Origin of the sequence: Streptomyces sp. NBC_00996 (genome assembly GCF_045162675.1) — a bacterium.
Taxonomy (GTDB): Bacteria; Actinomycetota; Actinomycetes; order Streptomycetales; family Streptomycetaceae; genus Streptomyces.
In genome coordinates this window covers 9,994,200-10,015,917 of record NZ_CP108723.1, presented here as the reverse complement: position 1 = coordinate 10,015,917, position 21,718 = coordinate 9,994,200, and the positions used below count along the sequence as shown (strand labels likewise).

Genomic DNA, 21,718 nt, shown 5'->3' with positions numbered 1-21,718 from the left:
CTTCTAAAGGACCAGGACCATGGCACCCCATCCCGAAGCCGCCGCCCTCCTCGCCCGGTCGCACCGGCTCGGCGCCGATCCCCGCAACACCAATTACGCGGGCGGCAACGCCTCCGCGAAGGGCACCGACACCGATCCCGTGACCGGCGGTGATGTCGAGCTGATGTGGGTCAAGGGGTCGGGCGGCGACCTCGGCACGCTCACCGAGTCGGGACTGGCCGTGCTGCGGCTGGACCGGCTGCTGGCGCTGAGGGACGTCTACCCGGGCGTCGAGCGCGAGGACGAGATGGTCGCCACGTTCGACTACTGCCTGCACGGCAAGGGCGGCGCGGCGCCATCCATCGACACGGCGATGCACGGACTGGTGGACGCGCCGCACATCGACCACCTTCACCCCGACTCCGGGATCGCGCTCGCCTGCGCGGCCGACGGGGAGAAGCTGACCGCCGAGTGCTTCGGGGACAGCGTGGTGTGGGTGCCCTGGCGCCGGCCCGGTTTCCAGCTCGGTCTGGACATCGCGGCGGTCAAGGAGGCCAACCCGCAGGCGATCGGCTGCGTCCTCGGCGGGCACGGCATCACCGCGTGGGGTGCCACAGCCGAGGAGTGCGAGCGTAACTCGCTGCACATCATCCGCACCGCCGAGACCTTCCTCGCCGAGCGCGGCAAGACGGAGCCGTTCGGGCCCGTCGTCGAGGGGTACGAAGCGCTGCCCGAGACGGACCGCCGGGAGCGGGCCGCGGCGCTGGCGCCGTACATCCGGGCCATCGCCTCCCAGGACCGCCCGCAGGTCGGACACTTCACCGACTCCGATGTCGTCCTGGACTTCCTCGCCCGCGCCGAGCACCCGCGTCTCGCGGCGCTCGGCACCTCCTGCCCGGACCACTTCCTGCGGACGAAGGTCAGGCCGCTCGTGCTGGACCTGGCGCCGGCCACCGGCCTGGACGAGGCGATCACCCGGCTGAAGGAGCTGCACGCCGAGTACCGCGAGGAGTACGCCGCCTACTACCAGCGGCATGCCCTGCCCGACTCCCCCACGATGCGCGGCGCGGACCCGGCGATCGTGCTCGTGCCGGGTGTCGGCATGTTCTCCTTCGGCAAGGACAAGCAGACCGCACGCGTGGCGGGCGAGTTCTACGTCAACGCGATCAACGTGATGCGCGATGCCGAGGCCGTCTCGACGTACGCGCCGATCGAGGAGTCGGAGAAGTTCCGCATCGAGTACTGGGCTCTCGAGGAGGCCAAACTCCAGCGGATGCCGAGGCCCAAGCCGCTCGCGACGCGGGTGGCGCTGGTGACGGGCGCGGGCAGCGGCATCGGCAAGGCGATCGCCGAGCGGCTGGTGGCCGAGGGTGCGTGCGTGGTGGTCGCGGACCTCAACGCGGAGAACGCGGCCGACGTCGCCTCGGCGCTGGGCGGTCCCGACAAGGCCGTGGCCGTCACCGTCGACGTGACGTCCGAAGAGCAGATCACCGAGGCGTTCAAGGCGGCGGTACTCGCCTTCGGCGGAGTCGACCTGGTGGTCAACAACGCCGGCATCTCCATCTCCAAGCCCCTGCTCGAGACCTCCGTCCGCGACTGGGACCTCCAGCACGACATCATGGCCCGCGGTTCCTTCCTCGTCTCGCGCGAGGCGGCCCGGGTGATGATCGCCCAGGAGCTGGGCGGCGACGTCGTCTACATCGCGTCCAAGAACGCGGTCTTCGCCGGGCCGAACAACATCGCCTACTCCGCCACCAAGGCCGACCAGGCCCACCAAGTGCGCCTGTTGGCCGCCGAGTTGGGCGAGCACGGGATCCGGGTCAATGGCGTCAACCCCGACGGGGTGGTCCGCGGCTCGGGGATCTTCGCGGGCGGCTGGGGAGCGCAGCGGGCGGCGACGTACGGCATCGAGGAGGAGAAGCTGGGCGAGTTCTACGCCCAGCGGACGATCCTGAAGCGTGAAGTACTGCCGGAGCACGTCGCGAACGCGGTGTTCGCCCTGACGGGCGGGAACTTGACGCACACCACGGGGTTGCATGTCCCGGTCGACGCCGGCGTCGCCGCCGCGTTCCTTCGGTGACGCGGGTGACCGCTGTGAAGTCGTACGCCGCGGTCGACCTCGGCGCGTCCAGCGGACGCGTCATGGTCGGCCGTGTCGGTCCCGACACCCTGGAACTCACCGAGGCACACCGCTTCCCGAACCGGCCGGTCCGGACCCCCGAGGGACTGCGCTGGGACATTCTTTCCCTGTACGCCGGTGTCCTCGACGGTCTGCGGGCGGCCGGGCAGGTCGACTCGGCAGGCATCGACAGCTGGGCCGTGGACTACGGCCTGCTGGACGCGGACAGGGCGCTGCTCGGCAACCCGGTGCACTACCGCGACGCGCGTACGGAGGGCGTCGCCGAGAAGGTGTGGGCGACCGTGCCCGCCGCCGAACTGTATGCGGCGACCGGCCTCCAGTACGCACCCTTCAACACGCTGTACCAGCTGACAGCGGCCCGCTCGACGCAGCAACTCGCCTCCGCCGAACGGCTGTTGCTCATCCCCGATCTGCTGACGTACTGGCTCACGGGCGAGGAGGGCACCGAGCTCACCAACGCCTCGACCACCCAGTTGATCGACCCGCGTACCGGCGACTGGTCGTACGACATCGCAGAGCGGCTCGGCATCGACCTGAAGCTGTTCGCGCCGCTGCGCCGCCCCGGCGACCCGGCGGGGCTGCTCAGGCCGCATGTGCTGGCGGAGACCGGGCTGTCCGGCCCGGTCCCGGTGACCACGGTCGGTTCGCACGACACCGCCTCGGCGGTGGCAGCCGTGCCCGCCACCGGGGAGCGGTTCGCGTACATCTGCACCGGCACCTGGTCCTTGGCGGGCCTGGAGCTGGACGCGCCGGTGCTCACCGAGGCGAGCCGGGCGGCCAACTTCACCAATGAGCTGGGCCTCGACGGCACCGTCCGCTATCTGCGTAACATCATGGGGCTGTGGCTGCTGCAGGAGTGCGTACGCGCATGGGGGCACCCCGACCTGGGGGATCTACTGTCGGCCGCCGCCGAGGTGACGCCGCTGCGGTCCGTCGTGGACGCCGGCGACGCAGGGTTCCTGGCGCCGGGCCGGATGCCCGCCCGGATCGCCGACGCCTGCCGGAAGTCGGGGCAGCCGGTGCCCGAGTCGCCCGCCGAGGTGACGCGCTGCATTCTCGACTCCCTCGCGCTCGCCCATCACCGCGCGATCGGCTCGGCCCAGTCCCTCGCCGACCACCCGGTCGACGTCGTGCACATCGTCGGCGGCGGCGCCCGCAACGCCCTGCTGTGCCAGCTCACCGCCGACGCCTGCGGCCTGCCGGTCGTGGCGGGCCCCGCGGAGGCGGCCGCACTCGGCAATGTCCTCGTCCAGGCCCGGGCGCACGGCCTGGTGGGCGACCGTACGTCGATGCGGCGACTCCTCGCCGATACGCAGCCGTTGAAGCGATACGAGCCCCGAGGTGACACGGCGGCGTGGCGCGCCGCCGGGGACCGGCTCGCCCCTCCGTGAGCGGGGGCTCCGGAGGCGCGCCCGACTCACCCGTCCGTGAGCGGGGACCCCCCCCTGGCGCGCGCCCGCCGCGTACTCCCCCACTACGCTGAACGCGTGTGGGGTGCCCCAGCACTCATCCGATGATCGAGAACAAGGAGCTGCGATGCGTGTCGCCCTGTTCCTGACCTGTGTCAACGACACGCTGTATCCGGACACCGGCCGCGCCGTGGTGAAACTGCTGACCAGGCTGGGCGTGGACGTCGACTTCCCGAGGGCACAGACGTGTTGCGGGCAGGCGCACTACAACACCGGGTATCGCCACGAGGCCGAACCGCTCTCCCGACATTTCTCCGATGTATTCGGGGAGTACGAGGCAATCGTGACACCGTCCGGATCGTGCGGGGCCATGGTGCGGGAGCTGTATCCGCGCATGGGTGAACGGGCGCGCGCCGAGGGTCGCGGCGACACACTGGCCACGACGCTGGCTCCGGTCGTGCCGAAGACGTACGAGCTCACCGAGTTCCTGGTGGACGTGCTCGGCGTGACCGATGTGGGCGCGTACTACCCGCACACGGTGACCTACCACCCCACCTGTCACGGGCTGCGCAGCCTCGGCCTGGGCGACCGACCGCGCCGACTGCTCCAGGCCGTCAAGGGACTTGAGCTGCGCGAATTGCCCGGCGCCGACGAGTGCTGCGGCTTCGGCGGCACCTTCGCCGTCAAGAACTCCGATGTCTCCGCGGCGATGGGCGCCGACAAGGTGCGCAACGCCGAGTCGACGGGTGCCGATGTGCTGTGCGCGGCCGACAACTCCTGTCTGATGCACATCGGCGGCACGATGGGCCGCCTCAACACGGGCATGCGGCCCGTCCACATCGCGCAGATCCTGGCGAGCACGGAAGAGGAGCCCTTGGTATGAGCGGGACCTTCGTCGGGATGCCGGCCTTCCCCGAAGCCGCGCACGAAGCGGTGCACAACGCCACCCTGCGCGGCAATCTGCGTCACGCCACCCACACGATCCGCAGCAAGCGCGCCAAGGCGGTCGCGGAGGTCTCCGACTGGGCCGCGCTGCGCGAGGCGGGCAAGCAGATCAAGGACCACACCCTCCGTCATCTCGACCGCTACCTGGTCCAGTTGGAGGAGTCCGTCACCGCGGCCGGCGGCACCGTGCACTGGGCGGCCGACGCCGACGAGGCCAACCGGATCGTCGCCGACCTCGTGAAGGCGACGGGCGAGACGGAGGTCGTCAAGGTCAAGTCGATGGCGACACAGGAGATCGGTCTCAACGAGGCCCTTCTCGAGAAGGGCATCCACGCCTACGAGACCGATCTCGCCGAACTCATCGTCCAGTTGGGCAAGGACCGGCCGTCCCACATCCTCGTCCCGGCGATCCACCGCAACCGTGGCGAGATCCGGGACATCTTCGCCCGGGAGATGGGCGAGTGGGGCCGCCCGGCGCCCGAGGGTCTGACCGACACGCCCGCCGAGCTGGCCGAGGCCGCCCGGCTCCACCTGCGGGAGAAGTTCCTGCGGGCCAAGGTCGGCATCTCCGGCGCCAACTTCATGGTCGCCGAGACCGGCACCCTGGTCGTCGTCGAGTCGGAGGGCAACGGCCGGATGTGCCTGACGCTCCCGGAGACCCTGATCTCGGTCGTCGGCATCGAGAAGATCGTGCCGACCTGGCAGGACCTGGAGGTCTTCCTCCAGACCCTCCCGCGCTCCTCGACGGCCGAGCGCATGAACCCGTACACCTCGACCTGGACCGGCACCACGGACGAGGACGGACCCCGGACCTTCCACCTGGTCCTCCTCGACAACGGCCGCACCGACACGCTCGCCGACGAGGTCGGCCGCCAGGCGCTGCGCTGCATCCGCTGCTCGGCGTGTCTCAATGTCTGCCCGGTGTACGAGCGGGCGGGCGGCCACGCGTACGGCTCGGTCTACCCGGGCCCGATCGGCGCCATCCTCAGCCCCCAACTCCGGGGCACACAGAGCGAGATCGACGCCTCCCTCCCGTACGCCTCCTCGCTGTGCGGCGCCTGCTACGAGGTCTGCCCGGTCGCCATCGACATCCCGGAAGTCCTCGTCCACCTGCGGGAACGGGTTGCCCAGGGCGGTCGGACGACGCGGGACGGCAACAAGGTCGTCCTCAAGCCCGCGAAGGGACATGCCGCCGAGCGGGCGGCGATGCGCGCGGCCCGCTGGGCGTTCAGCCATCCCGGCGCGCTGCTGGCCGGCCAGCGGCTCGCGTCACGGACGCGCCGCTTCCATCCTCGGACGCTGCCGGGCCCCGGCCGGGCGTGGAGTGCGAGCCGTGATCTGCCGACGGTGCCCGCGGAGCCGTTCCGCGACTGGTGGCAGCGTACGCAGGGCGGAAAGAAGGCGGACTCGAAGTGAGCAGCAGGGATCTGATCCTGGGCCGGGTGCGGCGCGCGATCGCGGACGTACGACAGGACGACACTCCCCCAGTGCCTGAAAGGCCTGGGAGGTACCCCCAGTACGAGCAGGCCATTGACCGGAGTTATCTGCGCGAGCACGGTGCGCGGAGTGTCGCAGAGACGGTGGATCTGCTCGCCGAGAACCTGGCGGACTATCGGGCGGTCGTGCATCGCACCACCGACGACGAGCTGTCCGACTTGCTCATGCGGCTGCTCGCCGAGCGGGGCACGCGAACAGTCCTCGTCCCGCCGGATCTGCCGCCGCACTGGCTCAAGGCCGTGGATGCGACGCGCGTACACGACCGCGCCCAGAGCACCCCGGCCGAACTGGACCGCGTCGACAGCGTCGTCACCGCCTGCACCGTGGCCATCGCCGAGACCGGCACCATCGTCCTGGACGGCGGCCCCGACCAGGGTCGCCGCCGCATCACCCTCGTCCCCGACCACCACATCTGTGTCGTCCGCGTCCCCGACCAGGTGGTCCCCTCCGTGCCCCAGGCCCTGGAGCGCCTCGACCCGACCCGCCCGCTGACCTGGATCTCCGGGCCGTCGGCGACCAGTGACATCGAGCTGGACCGGGTCGAGGGGGTGCACGGTCCGCGCACCCTGGAGGTGGTGCTGGTGAGCGATCAGCCCAGGGCGGACGTCACGTCGTAGCCGCCGGACGGCAGCCGGTAGGGCGCCACCGTATGGTCGAAGCCCAGGAACTCGACACCGGGAACCCGGGCCAGCGGCGTTCTGCCCGCACGGACAGTGGCGGGGTCGGTGGTCGGGAGGCGCAGCGTCGCCTCGCTGTTCGCGGGGACCACTGCCCGGTAGGTCAGCGTCCGGTCCCGCACCGTCCACTCGCTGAGATCTCGCCGTAGGGGGAGACGTGTGAACCGGCCACCTGAGTGATCTTCCCGGCCGGGTCCGTGTGCGGCTTGAGCAGGAAGTGCTTGAACCCGGGATGGGCCGGGTCCTTCGCGATACCGGCCATGTCCTCGTACATCCACTCCATGATCGCGCCGTAGGAGTAGTGGTTGAACGAGTTCATCTCGACCGGTCCGAAACCGTCCTCCTTCGAGTACGAGTTCCAGCGCTCCCAGACGGTGGTGGCGCCAGATGCCGGTCGTCGGCCAGCAGGACGAGCCCGAAGTCGTCCAGGGTCGCGTCCGTCGTGGTGGTCAGCACCATCTGGTCCTGGCCGTTCTGCACGGCCCGCTTCGCCTGGGTGTTGCCGACGCCCTTCGGGTCGACGGCGGTGATGTCGATGCCGTACGTCTTCTTCAACCCGGGTTCGCAGTACGGCCGTTGCACACACTCGTCGCCCGCCGCGAGCCGCACCTTCAGACCCGACTTGCCGAGGTCGCTGAGCGTCTTGAGGTGATGCCGGCGCGCGTACGCCTCGGTCACGGCGAAGGCGTTCTGGTCGACGGCGCTGCCGGGGGCGAGGACGGTGAGGCCGCGAGGCGTGGCCGGCTTGCGCAGCCCGGCCATCGTCGCGTCCAGGTCGGGTGAGCCGGCGGGGGGGTGCGTCGGAGCCGTTGGTCTTGGCGTTCAGCCAGTCCGCGAAGGTGGCCGCGTACTCGGGGACGACGTCGATCCGGCCGGATTCCAGGGCCGGTTCGTACAGTTCGCGGTTGGCGACGGTGAGCAGGGACGTCTTGTAGCCGGCCTGGTTCAGCAGCAACGCGTACATCTGGGCGAGCAGGTCGCTCTCGGTGGAGCCGGCCGAGCCGATGGTCAGGTGCTTGCTGTCGCCGGGCGACGCGGTGACCGCGCCCCGGGTCTCCAGGGAGGGGCCGGTGGTGCAAGCGCTCACGAGGACCAAGGACACCAGTGCGATGCGTCGCCTCACCGCGAGCCCCTCGCCCAGTGCGGAGCCAGCCGCTCGGCGAGCTCGAAGATCCCCTCGACGATCAGCGCGAACACGGCGACCAGGACGGCACCGGCGACGACCTGCGGCGTACTCGCCAGATTGAAGCCCGCGGTGATGATCCGGCCGAGCCCTCCGCCGCCGGCGAGCGCGGCGATGGTGGCGGTCGCCACGAGCTGTACGGCGGCGATCCGCACCCCGTTCAGGACCATCGGGAGTGAAAGGGGCATTTCCACGTGAAACAACATCTGTCGCCCGGTCATCCCCATCCCGCGCGCCGCCCGCACCACATCGCGGTCGACCTCGCGCATCCCGACGTAGGCGTTGGTGAGCAGGGGCGGCACGGCGAACAGGACGAGCGCGACGACGGTCGGTCCCTCGCCCCACTTCCCGATCGGGGTGAGCAGCAGAAGCACCAGCACGGCGAAGGTGGGTACCGCCCGGCCGACATTGGAGATGTTGACCGCCAGCGCGCCGCCCTTGCCGAGGTAGCCCAGGACAAGCGCGACGGGCAGCGCGATCAGACAGCTGATGACCAGGCAGACCACGGTCAGCACGAGATGCTGGGCGAGGCGGTGCCAGATGCCGTCGTCACCCGACCAGTGCGCGGAGTCGGTGAGCCAGTCCCAGGCCTCGGTCAGGGTGTTCATCCGCGGGCCGCTCTGGTCCAGGGGGTGATGAGCCGCTGCACACCCAGCAGGAGGACGTCGGCGGCGACGGCGATGACGACGCACAGCACGGAGGCGGTGAGGACCTGGGCCTTGAAGTAGGTGTTCATACCCGCGTAGATGAGGTTGCCGAGCCCTCCGAAGCCGACGATCGCGCCGACCGTGACCAGCGACACGGCCGAGACCGTGGCGATCCGCAGCCCGGCCATGGCGGCCGGCACGGCGAGCGGCAGTTCCACGGTGAGCAACAGGCGGATGGGCCCGTATCCCATCCCACGCGCGGCCTGCCGGGTCTCCTCGGGGACGGCGCGCAGGCCCGCGAGGATGTTCCGTACCAGGAGGGTCAGCGAGTAGAGGACGAGGCCCACGACGACCAGCGCGGCCGACAGTCCGTAGAGGGGCAGGAGCAGCGAGAACATCGCCAGGGACGGGATGGTGTACAGGATCGTGGTGACGCCGAGGACGCATCCCGCGGCCCAGCCCCAGCGGCGGGCGAGTACCGCGAGCGGCACCGCGAGGACGAGCCCGCTGAGCACGGACACCGCGGTCAGCTCGAGGTGTTGGACCACCGCGTCGAGGAGGATCTGGCGGCGGGTGCTCAGATACTCACCGCAGATCCATTCGTTGCGCGCGAGGCAGTCGTCCGGGGGCGCGGTCACGCGTCCATTCCATCGGGGGCGGACAGGGGTCGGCGCGTTCTGGTGACCCGTACGGGGTGGTGCTGAGTACACCCCGGAATACGGGCTCTGTGCCCCATGTGGTCCCGCCTCTGTCTCCGTAGCTTCGTCGGCATGGCACAGGGCGTGCCGGACGGAGAGTGATGACGATGTTTCGCCGAGCGCGAGGTACGCACGAATCGGGACCCGCCCCGGAGGCTCTGCGGCTGGTCAAGGTGAGCAAGACGTTCGGGGTCGAGGAGAGTGCCGTGACCGCCCTGGACGGGGTGACGCTCAGCCTGGCGCGGGGCACGTTCACCGCGGTGATGGGGCCCTCCGGGTCCGGAAAGTCCACGCTGCTGCAGTGCGCGGCGGGACTGGACCGGCCCGACGGCGGCATCGTGATGGTGGACGGCGCGGAGATGACGGGCGGTGGCGAGGCCGAGCTGACGAAGTTCCGGCGCAGTCGGATCGGCTTCGTGTTCCAGCAGTACAACCTGCTGCCGACACTGACCGTCGCCCAGAACACGGTCCTGCCGCTCAGGCTCGCGCGTCGGCGCGTCGACCGTGCGCGAGCCGGGGAGATCCTGACGGCCGTCGGTCTCGGCGACCGGCTCGGCCATCTGCCCGACCAGCTCTCCGGAGGACAGCGTCAGCGCGTGGCGATCGCCCGAGCGCTGGTCACCGAGCCTCGGGTGATCTTCGCGGACGAGCCGACCGGCGCGCTGGACACGCGCAGTGCGCGGGATGTGCTGCGACTGCTCCAGGAGGCGGTACGGGTGCACGGCAGGACCGTGGTCATGGTGACGCACGACCCGGTCGCCGCCTCGTACGCCGACTCCGTCGTGTTCCTCGCGGACGGACGGCTGGCGGGCGAGTTGCACGGGCCGACGGTGGACGCCGTGGCCGAGCGCCTGGCGCACCTGGGCGACGACGCGTTGCTGGGGGTGTGAGTCATGTTCGCTCTCGCCCTGCGCTCGATTCGCAAGCGCCCCGGGCGCTTCGCAGCGACCCTGCTGTCCGCGTTCCTCGGCGCGGCGATCATCATGATGTTCAACTCGATGCACGATACGGCCGGGCAGCCGGGCGTCGACTCGGTGAGTGCGGAGTCGCTGTCCACCGCGGCGGGCGTCGTCGGCGGCTACGGCACCCTGCTGGTGTTCTTCGCGGTCGCCTCGACGCTGACGGTGAATGTCCGTCAACGGAGTGCGGAGATCGAGCTGTTGCGCTGCTCGGGGGCGACTCCTGCGCAGATCAAGCGCATGGTCGTCGGCGAGTCCGTGGCGGTCGCGCTGGTGGGCGCCATGTTGGCGATCGGTCCGGCGATGCTCGGCGGGCGGGCCCTGCTGGACGTCTTCCAGGACAGCGGCCAGGTGCGGCGGTCCGTGGACTACTCCTTCGGTCCCATCGCCCTCCTGTCGGGCATCGACATCACGGTGCTCGCCGCGGCGGGCGCGGCGTTCCTGGCGGTGCGACGGGCGACGCGGAGCCGTCGACCTCGGGGCGGCGCACGGAAGTTCCTCGCGTACGCGGCCCTGGCCGTGGGCGTCGCGGCCGTCTGCTCCACGTTCGCCTTCTCCGCGCGGGACGCCGCGCTGATGGCGCCTCCCGCGTACGGCGCGATCCTCCTCTCGGTGGGCTTCGCGCTGCTGTCCCCGAGGCTGCTGAAGGGGCTGCTCGACCGGCTCCCGCTGTCGGGGCCGAGCGGCTATCTGGCCGTACGGAACATGCGCGGGCGCGCCGACGAACTGTCCGGTGTCCTGATGCCGCTGATCCTGTTCACCTGCATGGCGACGGCGACGCTGTACATGCAGGCGGTGGAGAACGACGCGATCGATGCCTCGGGCGTGCCGAAGTCCATGGACGCCAAGAACCTGGAGACCCTCAACCTCGTGGTCGTCGGCATCATCGTGGTCTTCTCCTGCATCATGCTGATCAACTCCCTGTACGCGGCCACGACTTACCGCGGCCGGGAGTTCGGGCAGCAGCGGCTGGCCGGTGCGACGCCGGGCCAGGTGCTCTCCATGGTCGGCGCCGAAGGCGTGATCCTGACGGTGACCGGGGTCTTCTTCGGCACCCTGGCCGGGCTCGCGGGAATCCTCCCGTTCACCCTGGTCCGTACGGAGGCGACATGGCCGGGCCAGGGTCTTGGCATCTGGATCGCCATCGTCGCGGTGGCGGCGGCGGTGACACTCGGGACCAGCCTGATCACGGCCCGGCGCGCCCTGCGAACGCCCGCGGTGGCGGCGGTGACACTCGCCGAGTGACCGGATGCTCGATCCGGGGAGGGGCACCCGCCCGAGCGGGTGCCCCTCCGCCACGCGTTGGCACGCGCCCCGTCGAGTGGCGACGATGTACTCGAAGGACGCGGCCCGATCCCGGAGGGGACGATGAACCACGACGCCAACGAGCCGGACCGGATCGTCGAGCTGCGGGAAGAAATAGACCAGTTGAAGGAAGCCGTCACTTCGCACGCCGTCGTGGACCAGGCGATCGGCATGATGGTCGCCCTCGGGCGGGTGACACCCGATCAAGGGTGGGCCGTTCTGCGGGAGGTGTCCCAGCACACGAACATCAAGCTGCGCATCATCGCGGAGATGATCATTGTCTGGGGCCAGAAAGGAGATCTGGCGCCCGATATCCGCGCGGTCCTCGAGGACACGCTCGACAAATACGGGCCCGCCCAGATCCCGGATCCTCCGTCCACTCCGTGACCCGAAACGTGTTTGGATCGGGTCCGCCCCGGTAGTCCGAAGACAGGCGAGAACCTGGCCAACCATTCCCGGGAGGGTTCGGCAGTGAGCTCGCCGCCTGGCCGCCCGGCCCGAGGAGACTCGACCGGGCGGCCAGGTAGCCGCAGCCGTCCGTTTCGGGAATCATGCCGCATCGGCGAGCACCTGCTCACGCAGCGTGGCACAGCAGTTGCTGATCAGACGGGACACGTGCATCTGCGAGATGCCGAGCTCCTCAGCGATGAGGCTCTGCGTCATACCGCCGAAGAACCGCAGGTACAGGATGGTGCGCTCGCGCTCGGGCAGCGCGCTCAGCGCGGGCTTCACGGCCTCACGGTCGACGACCAGGTCGAAGCCGACGTCGAACTCGCCGAGAGCGTCCGCCAGGGCATATCCGTCCTCGCTGCCCGGCAGCTCGGCGTCCAGCGAGAGGGCGGCGAAGCTGTCCAGGGCTTCCAGGGCGATGCGTACGTCGTCCTCGCCGAGGTTCGCGCACTCGGCGATCTCGGCGACGGTGGGCTGTCGGCCCTGGATCGTCTGGGACAGGTCCTTCAGCGCGGCGCGCACCCGGGTGCGCAGGTCCTGAACGCGGCGCGGCACGTGCAGGATCCACATGTGGTCACGGAAGTGACGCTTGATCTCGCCCGTGATCGTCGGGATCGCGTAGCTCTCGAACGCGTTGCCCAGGGCCGGGTCGTACCGGTCGACCGCCTTGACCAGGCCGAGGGCCGCCACCTGGTTCAGGTCCTCGATGGATTCACCTCTGCCGCGGTACCGGCCCGCGATGCGCGTCGCCATGGGCAACCAGGACCGGACGATCTCGTCGCGCAGCGTCTGCCGCTCGGGTCCGTCGGGCAGATCGTGGAATCGGACGAAGGCGGCCGCGGTGTCCGGGGCGTCGTCGTGCGGATGTTGCTTCGTTCTGACCGTGGCGGGCATGGTGCTCACAACTCCCTCATGGGGTGTTGAGTGGACAGTCACCATGGGAGTGCGCGCACACAGACCGCTCGGAGACACCTGCAGTCGGCGTACCGACTCCCACGGAGGTGCCTGCTGTCCGAAGCACTGGAATTCAAATTCCCCGATTCAACGCACGCAAACAAATTCGTGAATTATGTGACACCCGGCAATCGACCGGCCCTGGAGTGTGACCGATTTCCTTTTCGCGCTCGAATCAGGAAAGACACTCTCAATCGAATGGTGGCGCCGACCGCAGGGCAACCGCTCTTCGTATCACCGGGATCACGCCGTTGACCAGGCGATCCGTTCAGGTGTTCAGGTTGCGTTCAGGCCTGTCGCCGCCCTTGGCAACTCCTGCGCCAGAGGCCCCCAAGCGATGGCAAAGACCCCTGAGGCAATGCCAGTTCGTCATGTCATCGTGCGGGGTATGAGCACAGAGCACCTCACCCGTCACCGCCGCGTCACCGGCCCCTCCGCAATCGCCCTGGCGAGCAAGGTTCCGGAAGTCACCGTCTATTTCTGGGTGATCAAGGTGCTGACCACCGGCATGGGTGAGACGGCCTCCGACTTCCTGGCCCAGCGGCTCGGGCCCGTCCCCGCCGTCGGTCTCGGCGGGCTGGCCCTCGCGGCCTCACTGGCGCTCCAACTCACCGTCCGCCGCTACGTCGCCTGGATCTACTGGACGGCGATCGTCATGGTCAGCGTGTTCGGCACGATGGCCGCCGACGTCCTGCACGTGGGTCTCGGTGTCCCGTACACGATCTCGACCCCGCTCTTCATGGTCGCGCTCGCCGCCGTGTTCGCCGTCTGGTACGCGAGCGAACGAACGCTGTCCATCCACAGCATCCGCACCCGCCGCCGCGAGATCTTCTACTGGGCCACCGTGCTGGCCACCTTCGCGCTCGGCACCGCCGCCGGGGACCTCTCGGCCACGATCGGCCTCGGCTACCCGGGCTCGGCCGTCCTGTACGCCGTCGCCATCGCCGTCCCGGCCGTCCTGCACCGCTGGGGCGCTCTCAACGCGGTCGCCGCCTTCTGGTCCGCGTACGTCATCACCCGCCCGCTCGGCGCCTCGGTCGCCGACTGGATGGCGCTCGGCCACTCCCGCGGCGGCCTCGCCCTGGGGCTGGGGCCCGTCACCCTGTCCTGGACCGTCGCCATCGTCGGGTTCGTCGGCTATCCGGCCGTGTCACGCGGCGATGTCCAGGACGTCCCGCAGTAGGTGCACGCTCACTTCGGCACGGACGGTCGGTGCGGACCCGCAGGCCGGCCGGTGAGGCCATGCGACCCGATCACGGCACCCCGTGCAAGATCAAAACGGCGACCGTTTAGCATATGAGCACCGCCTAGCTCGAAAGATAAACTTGTGACTGTCAACGACGACTCGTTCACCAACTGGAAGAACCGCGAGGAGATCGCGGAGTCGATGATCCCCCTCATCGGGAAGCTGCACCGGGAACGGGACGTCACGATCCTGCTTCACAGCCGCTCCCTGGTGAACAAGTCGGTGGTCAGCATCCTCAAGACGCACCGATTCGCCCGGCAGATCGCCGGTGAGGAGCTCTCGGTCACCGAGACGCTGCCGTTCCTGCAAGCTCTCACCGCGCTCGATCTCGGCCCCTCCCAGATCGACATCGGCATGCTCGCCGCGACCTACCGGACGGACGACCGCGGCCTCTCGGTCGAGGAGTTCACCGCCGGGGCCGTCGCCGGAGCCACCGGGGCCAACAAGATCGAGTGCCGGGAGCCCCGCGACGTCGTTCTCTACGGGTTCGGCCGCATCGGTCGTCTCGTCGCCCGCCTGCTCATCGAGAAGTCCGGCTCCGGCAACGGCCTGCGGCTGCGCGCCATCGTCGTCCGCCAGGGCGGCGAGCAGGACATCGTCAAGCGCGCCTCACTGCTGCGCCGCGACTCGATCCACGGCCAGTTCCAGGGCACGATCACCGTCGACGAGGCGAACAGCACGATCATCGCCAACGGCAACGAGATCAAGGTGATCTACGCGGGCGACCCGTCGGAGGTCGACTACACGGCGTACGACATCAAGAACGCCATCCTCATCGACAACACCGGCAAGTGGCGCGACCGCGAGGGCCTGTCCCAGCACCTGCGTCCCGGCATCGACAAGGTCGTCCTGACCGCGCCGGGCAAGGGCGACGTCCCGAACATCGTGCACGGCGTCAACCACGACACGATCAAGCCGGACGAGCAGATCCTCTCCTGCGCCTCCTGCACCACGAACGCGATCGTCCCGCCGCTGAAGGCGATGGCGGACGAGTACGGCGTCCTGCGTGGCCACGTGGAGACCGTCCACTCGTTCACCAACGACCAGAACCTGCTGGACAATTACCACAAGGCCGACCGCCGCGGCCGCTCGGCGCCGCTCAACATGGTCATCACCGAGACCGGTGCCGCCTCCGCCGTCGCCAAGGCGCTGCCGGACCTCAAGGCACCGATCACCGGCAGCTCGATCCGCGTCCCGGTGCCGGACGTCTCGATCGCGATCCTCAGCCTGCGGCTCGGGCGCGAGACCACCCGCGAGGAGGTCCTGGACTACCTCCGCGACGTGTCGCTGACCTCGCCGCTCAAGCGCCAGATCGACTTCACCACCGCCCCCGACGCGGTCTCCAGCGACTTCATCGGCTCGCGCCACGCCTCGATCGTCGACGCCGGCGCCACCAAGGTCGACGGCGACAACGCGATTCTGTACCTGTGGTACGACAACGAGTTCGGCTACTCCTGCCAGGTCATCCGCGTCGTCCAGCACGTCTCCGGGGTGGAGTACCCGACGTACCCGAGCCCGGCGGTCTGAACCGGCGGTCTGAACCCGGTACACCGACCGGTCCCGTGTCCGGTCGGGCGGGGCGGGCGAGGCGGGCGATGAGAGGGCGACCGATCCCGATCGGCATCCGGTTGCCCTCCCTCCGGACGCCCTCCCCGTCGGCCAACGGCTGTCGCCCCGAACGGCGGGCGCGGATGCGGTGGTTGACCCCAGGCGCATGATCATGGCTGGCCACGGCATCCGTCATGCTGCCACAGCGTCCGTCATACGGTCCGTGCCCTCCGCGAGGCACACGGCGAGGAAGCCGGTCGCTCGTCCTGCCGCCGATTCGAAAGCCGGGCGGGCACGCTCTCATGGTGCGGCAAGGGGACACGCCATTGCGCACGATTTCGAACACTGGCCCGTGGGAAGCCGGTTGAAGGGGCGTCAGCTCGTCGGCACGACGCGCAAACAACCGAACGCGCCCCCTCCCCCACCCAGTTCGATCCTCTCGACGTCGCGCGAAACGCGGACGACGCCGAGATCCCACGGACCGAGGGCGTCCAGGCCGGCCCGTGCGGGCCGGCCTGGACGTCGTGATCAGACGAGGTCGAACCGGTCCAGGTTCATGACCTTGTCCCACGCAGCGACGAAGTCCTTCACGAACTTCTCCTTCGCGTCGTCGCTCGCGTAGACCTCCGCGAGTGCGCGCAGCTCGGAGTTCGAGCCGAAGACGAGGTCGGCACGAGTGCCGGTCCACTTGACTTCGCCGGTGGCGTCGTCGCGGCCCTCGAAAGTGTTCTGGTCCTCCGAGGTCGCCTTCCACGTCGTGCCCAGGTCGAGCAAATTGACGAAGAAGTCGTTCGTCAGCTTGCCCGGAGTGCCGGTGAGGACACCGAGCGACGTCTGCTGGTGGTTGGCACCCAGGGCGCGCAGGCCACCGACCAGGACGGTCAGCTCGGGGGCGCTCAGACTCAGCAGGTTCGCCTTGTCGAGCAGCAGGTACTCGGCCGGGAGGCGGTTGCCCTTGCCCTGGTAGTTGCGGAAGCCGTCGGCGGTGGGCTCCAGCGCGGCGAAGGACTCCGCGTCGGTGTGCTCCTCCGTGGCGTCCACGCGGCCCGGCGCGAACGGCACCTCGACGTCGTAACCGGCGTCCTTGGCGGCCTTCTGCACGGCGGCGGCGCCACCGAGGACGATCAGGTCGGCGAGGGAGACCTTCTTGGCGCCGGAGTTGAACTCCGCCTGGATGCCCTCGAGGACACGCAGCACCTGCGCCAGCTCGTCGGGCTCGTTGACCTCCCAGCCGGCCTGCGGCTGCAGTCGGATGCGGGCGCCGTTGGCACCCCCGCGCTTGTCGCTGGTGCGGAACGTGGAGGCCGAGGCCCACGCAGTGGACACCAGCTGCGAGACGGTCAGGCCCGAGTCGAGCAGCTTGACCTTGAGGGCCGCGACGTCGGTGGCGTCGACGGGCTCACCCTCGGCCTCCGGCAGCGGGTCCTGCCACAGCAGCGTCTCCCCCGGGACCTCAGCGCCGAGGTACAGCGACTTCGGGCCCATGTCACGGTGGGTCAGCTTGTACCAGGCGCGGGCGAAGGCGTCCGCGAACTCCTCGGGGTTCTCGTAGAAGCGACGCGAGATCTGCTCGTAGACCGGGTCGAACTTCAGCGAGAGGTCCGTGGTGAGCATCGTCGGGAGCTTCTTCTTCGACGGGTCGTGCGCGTCGGGGATGATCGCCTCGGCGTTCTTCGCCACCCACTGGTGGGCACCGGCCGGGCTCGCCGACAGCTCGTACTCGTACTCGAAGAGGTTCTTGAAGAACCCGTTGCTCCACTGGGTCGGGGTGGCCGTCCAGGTGACCTCGAGGCCACTGGTGATCGCGTCGCCGCCCTTGCCGGTGCCGTAGGTGCTCTTCCAGCCGAGGCCCTGGGCCTCGATCGGGGCGGCCTCGGGGTCGGCGCCGACGTGGTCCGCCGGACCCGCGCCGTGGGTCTTGCCGAAGGTGTGACCGCCCGCGATCAGGGCGACCGTCTCCTCGTCGTTCATCGCCATGCGGCGGAAGGTCTCGCGGATGTCGCGGGCCGCGGCGATCGGGTCCGGGTTGCCGTTCGGGCCCTCCGGGTTGACGTAGATGAGGCCCATCTGGACTGCGCCGAGCGGGTTCTCCAGCTCACGGTCGCCGGTGTAGCGCTGGTCGTCGAGCCAGGTGGTCTCGGGACCCCAGTAGACGTCCTCCTCCGACTCCCAGACGTCCTCACGGCCACCGCCGAAGCCGAAGGTCTTGAAGCCCATCGACTCCAGGGCGACGTTGCCGGCGAGAATCATGAGGTCGGCCCACGACAGGCTCTTGCCGTACTTCTTCTTGACCGGCCACAGCAGACGGCGGGCCTTGTCGAGGTTGCCGTTGTCCGGCCAGCTGTTGAGCGGGGCGAAGCGCTGCTGACCGGCACCGGCGCCGCCACGGCCGTCGCTGATGCGGTAGGTGCCCGCGCTGTGCCAGGCCATGCGGATCATGAACGGGCCGTAGTGACCGAAGTCGGCCGGCCACCAGTCCTTCGAATCCGTCAGGACATCACCGATGTCCCGTTTCACGGCCGCGAGGTCGAGGCCCTTGAACGCCTCGGCGTAGTCGAACTCCTCACCGAGCGGGTTGGCCACGGCGGGATTCTTGGCAAGGATCTTCAGGTTCAGCCGCTCCGGCCACCACTGGCGGTTTCCGCCGCCCTGGGTGGGGTGCGCGGCGCGCCCGTGCGCGACGGGGCAGCCACCCGCCTCCTCCGGCTTGGGGTCTGTCACGATCGCGTCGTGGTTCTCAGTCATGGGAATCCTTCCGGACGGGGCGGATCTCGGTGCTCAGGAACTGCGGGCAGTGGAACAGTCGGGGCGCAGGCCCCCGAGTGCGTGGAGGGGCCTCACTCACGACTTGAACGGGGGTGTGGCCCGCGCGATCGCGCACCCCGGAGGCAATCGCCTCGACGCCGAGGTGGTCCCTCACGTCTCTGTCTCCTGCCGTACTGGATTCTTCTTGTCCCTTGGCTATCGCCGGAACCGATCCTACGATGGACAGAATCCAAGTCAAGAAGCGTGCCAAGCCCACATCCAATCGGAACCCGGACGTCCACCGATAAATCTTGCGTATCCAACTGAGCCCGAATAGGTGAACAGATATGAGTGACCTGCTGGAGCGACTGCGAGAGCGCGGCTGGCGGATGACCTCCCAGCGGCGTGTCGTTGCGGAGGTCCTCGACGGCGACCATGTGCATCTCACGGCCGACGAGGTGCATGCCCGTGCGGCACTGCGGCTGCCCGAGATCTCCCGGGCGACCGTCTACAACGCCCTGGGCGAGCTGGTCTCTTTCGGCGAGGTCACCGAGGTCTCCACCGACGGCCGCGCCAAGCGCTACGACCCCAACGCGCACCACCCGCACCAGCACCTGGTTTGCTCCCACTGCGGCACCATCCGCGATGTCCACCCGGCCGGCAATCCACTGGCCGACCTCCCGGCGGAGGAACGCTTCGGCTTCACGGTGTCCGAGGTCGAGGTCACCTATCGGGGCCTGTGCCCGTCCTGCGCCTAGACATCCGCAGCGGTGAGAGCCACTGACCGGCTCGACCGTGCCGCCCACCGCCACCGCAACGCCTGAGAGCAGCCGGCCAACACCGCCCTGACCCGACTCCGGGCTCCGGGCTCCGGGCTCCGGGCTCCGGGCTCCGGGCTACGGGCTACGGGCTCCGGTCGAGCGACCCTTCACCGCGCTGAAGCGCCGGCTCGTCGTCACGGGATCGGCGTACGCCTTCGGTCACGTGCACGTACTTCGCCGAGGACGCCCGCCGCAGGAAGCACTACGAGGACGGCACCGACACCGCAGAGCAGAAGAGCGCCATCGCGAGAACGCGGCCGTCCGACGCGCCGAGGGAGGTCCGGGGACGTGCCTCCAAGACCCGCGTCCACGTCCTCGGCCACCCGGCGACCCTGCCGTCCGACAGCACCGGCTGCGGCCGCGAACTTCCCCTCACCCAGGGCGACTTCACCTACCTACGGGAGAAGGAGCGGCAACTCGACACCACGCTGGTGCTCTGCCGTACATGAAGGACGACCTCGGCCTGACCCCGTTCACCGAGGGCATGGTCACCAGCTCGCTCCTCCTCGGCGCCGCATTGGGAGCGATCACCGGCGGCAGGCTGTCGGACGCGCGCGGACGCCGCCGTACGATCCTCACCCTCGCCGTGGTGTTCTTCGTCGGCGCGCTCGGCTGCACGCTCGCGCTCAACACCGCGATCATGGTCGTGGCGCGCTTCGTCCTCGGCCTCGCCGTCGGCGGCGCCTCGGTCACCGTGCCCGTCTACCTCGCGGAGATCTCGCCCGCCGAGCGGCGCGGCGCGCCGGTCGGCGGGCAACGAACTGACGATCGTCAGCGGCCAGTTGCTGGCCTTCACCTCCAACGCCGTCATCGCCCAGGTGGGCGGCGAGTCCGGCGGCGTCTGGCGCTACATGCTCGTGCTGGCCACCCGGCGTACACCTCGCAGATGGCCGCGCAGGACACGGCCGTCCACGAGATCGACGTCCTGCGGTGGCTGCTCGACGACGAGATCGTCTCCGCCCAGGTGATCACCCCGCGCGCGACCAGCAAGCGGTTCGACCACCTCAAGGACCCGCAACTGATGTACTTCGAGACCGCGAACGGGGTCCGCATCGACCTGGAGGTCTTCGTCAACCGCCAGTACGGCTACGACATCCAGTGCGAGACCGTCGGCGAGGAGGGCCTGGTCCGGCTGTCCGACCCGGCCACCGTCGGCGTCCGTACCGCCGGCCGGCACGGCACCGCCGTCCTGCAGGACTGGAAGGGTTCGTGGACGCCTTCGACACCGAGTTCCGTGAATGGATCGCCTCCGTCGGGGCCGGTGCCGAACCCACCGGGCCGTCCGCATGGGACGGCTACGCCGCCACCGTCATCGCCGACGCCACCGTGACGTCTCTCGCATCCGGCGGCGCCGTCGTCGCCGCCGACGTGAAGCCCCGCCCCGCCTTCTACGTAGGTGCCGCATGAAGATCGCCCTCGACCCGTACATGTTCCGCGCCCTGCCGATCGACGACATGGTGCGCACGGTCGCCGAACTCGGCTACCAGTACATCGAGTTGTCGCCGCGAGACGAGTTCATGCCGTTCTTCCTGCACCCGCGGGCCGACGACGAGCGCATCGCACAGCTCAAGAACGCCCTCCGCACTCGTGGAATCGCACTGTCCTCCGTCCTCCCCCTCTACAAGTGGTCCTCGCCGGACGAAACCGAGCGGCAGGCCGCCGTGCGCTACTGGAAGCGGATGATCGAGATCACGGCGGACCTCGAATGCCCGCTGATGAACTCGGAGTTCAACGGCCGGCCCGAGCGCGCCGCCGAGAGCGAGGCCGCCTTCCGGCGCTCCATGGAGGAACTGCTGCCGCTGTTCGAGCGGGAAGGCATCGCCCTCAACCTGGAGGCCCACCCGGACGACTTCTGCGAGGAGAACACGCCCGCGGTCGACCTCGTCCGCGCGATCAACAAGCCCTGGGTGAACTACCTCTACTGCGCCCCGCACTCCTTCCACCTCTCCGGTGCCTCGGAGGTCGGTGCGGACATCGCGGCGATGATGCGCTACGCCGGCGACAAGCTCCGGCACGTGCACATCGCGGACTCCTTCAACCACAAGGGATCGTCCGGCCTCCGCTACATCCTCAACCCGCCCGGCACCACCGCCCGGATCCACCAGCACCTGGACATCGACCAGGGCGAGGTCGACTGGGACGCCTTCTTCGCCGGCCTGCGCGAGCTGAACTTCGACGGCGTCGCCACCGCCTGCGTCTTCGCCTGGGAGGAACGGGCCCGGGAGTCCTCGGCGTTCATGCTGAACCGCATCGCCAAAGGAACTCCCCGCGCAGTGCGAGTACTGGCCGGCGGGTCTGCGGTGACCTCCATCCGACCCGCCGGCATGCAGCGGTCGACGTAATCCTTGCCGAGCCCTTCTGTCGGCAGGATCGACTGGGCCGGCTGGGTGCTGCGTCGCTACTTCACGACGCCGACCGCGAAGCCCTACGGCAATCGGGGCACGGTTGCGGAGCGTCGCGTACGGCCGCGGTCTGCAGGCCCACCGACATCGCTCGTCCTTCACCTCCGGATCCC

Annotated in this window: 16 protein-coding genes and 5 pseudogenes; 14 read left to right on the top strand and 7 right to left on the bottom strand. The window is 69.5% G+C overall.

What is annotated here, in order from left to right; translation table 11 throughout:
* Nucleotides 1-19: 19 nt before the first annotated feature.
* From OG390_RS46340 to OG390_RS46320, 5 genes are all read left to right on the top strand, one after another.
* Nucleotides 20-2,059, top strand: a complete 2,040-nt coding sequence (locus OG390_RS46340) for a bifunctional aldolase/short-chain dehydrogenase (protein ID WP_406176471.1) — start codon at nucleotides 20-22, stop codon at nucleotides 2,057-2,059.
* Nucleotides 2,060-2,073: 14 nt separating this feature from the next.
* Entirely contained in the window at nucleotides 2,074-3,510 is a 1,437-nt protein-coding gene (locus OG390_RS46335; protein WP_406178268.1) for a rhamnulokinase family protein, read from the top strand.
* Nucleotides 3,511-3,655: 145 nt separating this feature from the next.
* Entirely contained in the window at nucleotides 3,656-4,411 is a 756-nt protein-coding gene (locus OG390_RS46330; RefSeq protein ID WP_406176470.1) for a (Fe-S)-binding protein, read from the top strand.
* Complete coding sequence (locus tag OG390_RS46325; protein ID WP_406176468.1) at nucleotides 4,408-5,889, top strand: LutB/LldF family L-lactate oxidation iron-sulfur protein; 1,482 nt, start codon at nucleotides 4,408-4,410, stop codon at nucleotides 5,887-5,889. Before OG390_RS46330 ends, OG390_RS46325 begins: the two co-directional genes overlap by 4 nt.
* Nucleotides 5,886-6,587, top strand: a complete 702-nt coding sequence (locus tag OG390_RS46320; protein WP_406176466.1) for a lactate utilization protein C — start codon at nucleotides 5,886-5,888, stop codon at nucleotides 6,585-6,587. The genes OG390_RS46325 and OG390_RS46320 overlap by 4 nt, the downstream gene beginning before the upstream one ends.
* On the opposite strand, the pseudogene OG390_RS46315 reads toward OG390_RS46320, so the two are convergent.
* From OG390_RS46315 to OG390_RS46300, 4 genes and pseudogenes are all read right to left on the bottom strand, one after another.
* A pseudogene (locus tag OG390_RS46315) lies at nucleotides 6,560-7,035 on the bottom strand (alpha-L-rhamnosidase C-terminal domain-containing protein); the annotation flags it as partial. The gene OG390_RS46320 and the pseudogene OG390_RS46315 overlap by 28 nt on opposite strands.
* Nucleotides 7,032-7,770 (bottom strand): annotated as a pseudogene (locus tag OG390_RS46310) (glycine betaine ABC transporter substrate-binding protein); the annotation flags it as partial. The pseudogenes OG390_RS46315 and OG390_RS46310, both read right to left, overlap by 4 nt.
* On the bottom strand, nucleotides 7,767-8,438 hold the full coding sequence (locus tag OG390_RS46305) for an ABC transporter permease (protein WP_406176464.1): 672 nt from the start codon (nucleotides 8,436-8,438) through the stop codon (nucleotides 7,767-7,769). The gene OG390_RS46305 and the pseudogene OG390_RS46310, both read right to left, overlap by 4 nt.
* Nucleotides 8,435-9,115, bottom strand: a complete 681-nt coding sequence (locus OG390_RS46300) for an ABC transporter permease (RefSeq protein WP_406176462.1) — start codon at nucleotides 9,113-9,115, stop codon at nucleotides 8,435-8,437. The genes OG390_RS46305 and OG390_RS46300 overlap by 4 nt, the downstream gene beginning before the upstream one ends.
* Nucleotides 9,116-9,282: 167 nt before the next feature.
* Here OG390_RS46300 and OG390_RS46295 point away from each other — a divergent pair, with 167 nt between their 5' ends.
* The 3 genes from OG390_RS46295 to OG390_RS46285 all read left to right on the top strand — a co-directional run bounded on the left by OG390_RS46295 (nucleotide 9,283) and on the right by OG390_RS46285 (nucleotide 11,826).
* On the top strand, nucleotides 9,283-10,065 hold the full coding sequence (locus OG390_RS46295) for an ABC transporter ATP-binding protein (RefSeq protein ID WP_406178266.1): 783 nt from the start codon (nucleotides 9,283-9,285) through the stop codon (nucleotides 10,063-10,065).
* 3 nt (nucleotides 10,066-10,068) lie between these two features.
* Entirely contained in the window at nucleotides 10,069-11,379 is a 1,311-nt protein-coding gene (locus OG390_RS46290; RefSeq protein WP_406176460.1) for an FtsX-like permease family protein, read from the top strand.
* Nucleotides 11,380-11,502: 123 nt separating this feature from the next.
* Nucleotides 11,503-11,826 (top strand): ANTAR domain-containing protein, encoded by a 324-nt coding sequence (locus tag OG390_RS46285; protein WP_406176458.1) that lies wholly within the window; start codon nucleotides 11,503-11,505, stop codon nucleotides 11,824-11,826.
* Between the two features lie 162 nt (nucleotides 11,827-11,988).
* On the opposite strand, the gene OG390_RS46280 is transcribed toward OG390_RS46285, so the two are convergent.
* Entirely contained in the window at nucleotides 11,989-12,783 is a 795-nt protein-coding gene (locus OG390_RS46280; RefSeq protein WP_406176456.1) for a SigB/SigF/SigG family RNA polymerase sigma factor, read from the bottom strand.
* A gap of 448 nt (nucleotides 12,784-13,231) precedes the next feature.
* On the opposite strand from OG390_RS46280, the gene OG390_RS46275 reads away from it, so the two are divergent.
* The gene (locus OG390_RS46275; protein WP_406176455.1) at nucleotides 13,232-14,026 is read left to right on the top strand and encodes a hypothetical protein; all 795 of its coding nucleotides are present in this window, start codon (nucleotides 13,232-13,234) and stop codon (nucleotides 14,024-14,026) included.
* A 144-nt stretch (nucleotides 14,027-14,170) separates the two neighbouring features.
* Nucleotides 14,171-15,616 carry a glyceraldehyde-3-phosphate dehydrogenase gene (locus tag OG390_RS46270; protein ID WP_406176453.1) on the top strand — a complete coding sequence of 482 codons (1,446 nt, stop codon included), beginning with the start codon at nucleotides 14,171-14,173 and terminating at the stop codon, nucleotides 15,614-15,616.
* A 549-nt stretch (nucleotides 15,617-16,165) separates the two neighbouring features.
* Here OG390_RS46270 and katG read toward each other — a convergent pair.
* Both katG and OG390_RS46260 read right to left on the bottom strand, forming a co-directional pair.
* Nucleotides 16,166-18,382: a catalase/peroxidase HPI gene (gene katG, locus OG390_RS46265; protein WP_406176451.1), complete on the bottom strand. Its 2,217-nt coding sequence runs from the start codon at nucleotides 18,380-18,382 to the stop codon at nucleotides 16,166-16,168.
* Nucleotides 18,383-18,470: 88 nt separating this feature from the next.
* Nucleotides 18,471-18,551 (bottom strand): annotated as a pseudogene (locus tag OG390_RS46260) (transcriptional repressor); the annotation flags it as partial.
* A 178-nt stretch (nucleotides 18,552-18,729) separates the two neighbouring features.
* Between OG390_RS46260 and OG390_RS46255 the strand changes: the two are divergent.
* The 4 genes and pseudogenes from OG390_RS46255 (at nucleotide 18,730) to OG390_RS46240 (ending at nucleotide 21,545) form a co-directional block, all read left to right on the top strand.
* The gene (locus tag OG390_RS46255; protein ID WP_406176449.1) at nucleotides 18,730-19,140 is read left to right on the top strand and encodes a Fur family transcriptional regulator; all 411 of its coding nucleotides are present in this window, start codon (nucleotides 18,730-18,732) and stop codon (nucleotides 19,138-19,140) included.
* Between the two features lie 415 nt (nucleotides 19,141-19,555).
* Nucleotides 19,556-20,072, top strand: a pseudogene (locus OG390_RS46250) (MFS transporter); the annotation flags it as partial.
* A gap of 2 nt (nucleotides 20,073-20,074) precedes the next feature.
* Nucleotides 20,075-20,610, top strand: a pseudogene (locus OG390_RS46245) (Gfo/Idh/MocA family oxidoreductase); the annotation flags it as partial.
* On the top strand, nucleotides 20,607-21,545 hold the full coding sequence (locus OG390_RS46240; protein WP_406176447.1) for a sugar phosphate isomerase/epimerase family protein: 939 nt from the start codon (nucleotides 20,607-20,609) through the stop codon (nucleotides 21,543-21,545). The pseudogene OG390_RS46245 and the gene OG390_RS46240, both read left to right, overlap by 4 nt.
* The last annotated feature ends 173 nt before the right edge of the window (nucleotides 21,546-21,718 follow it).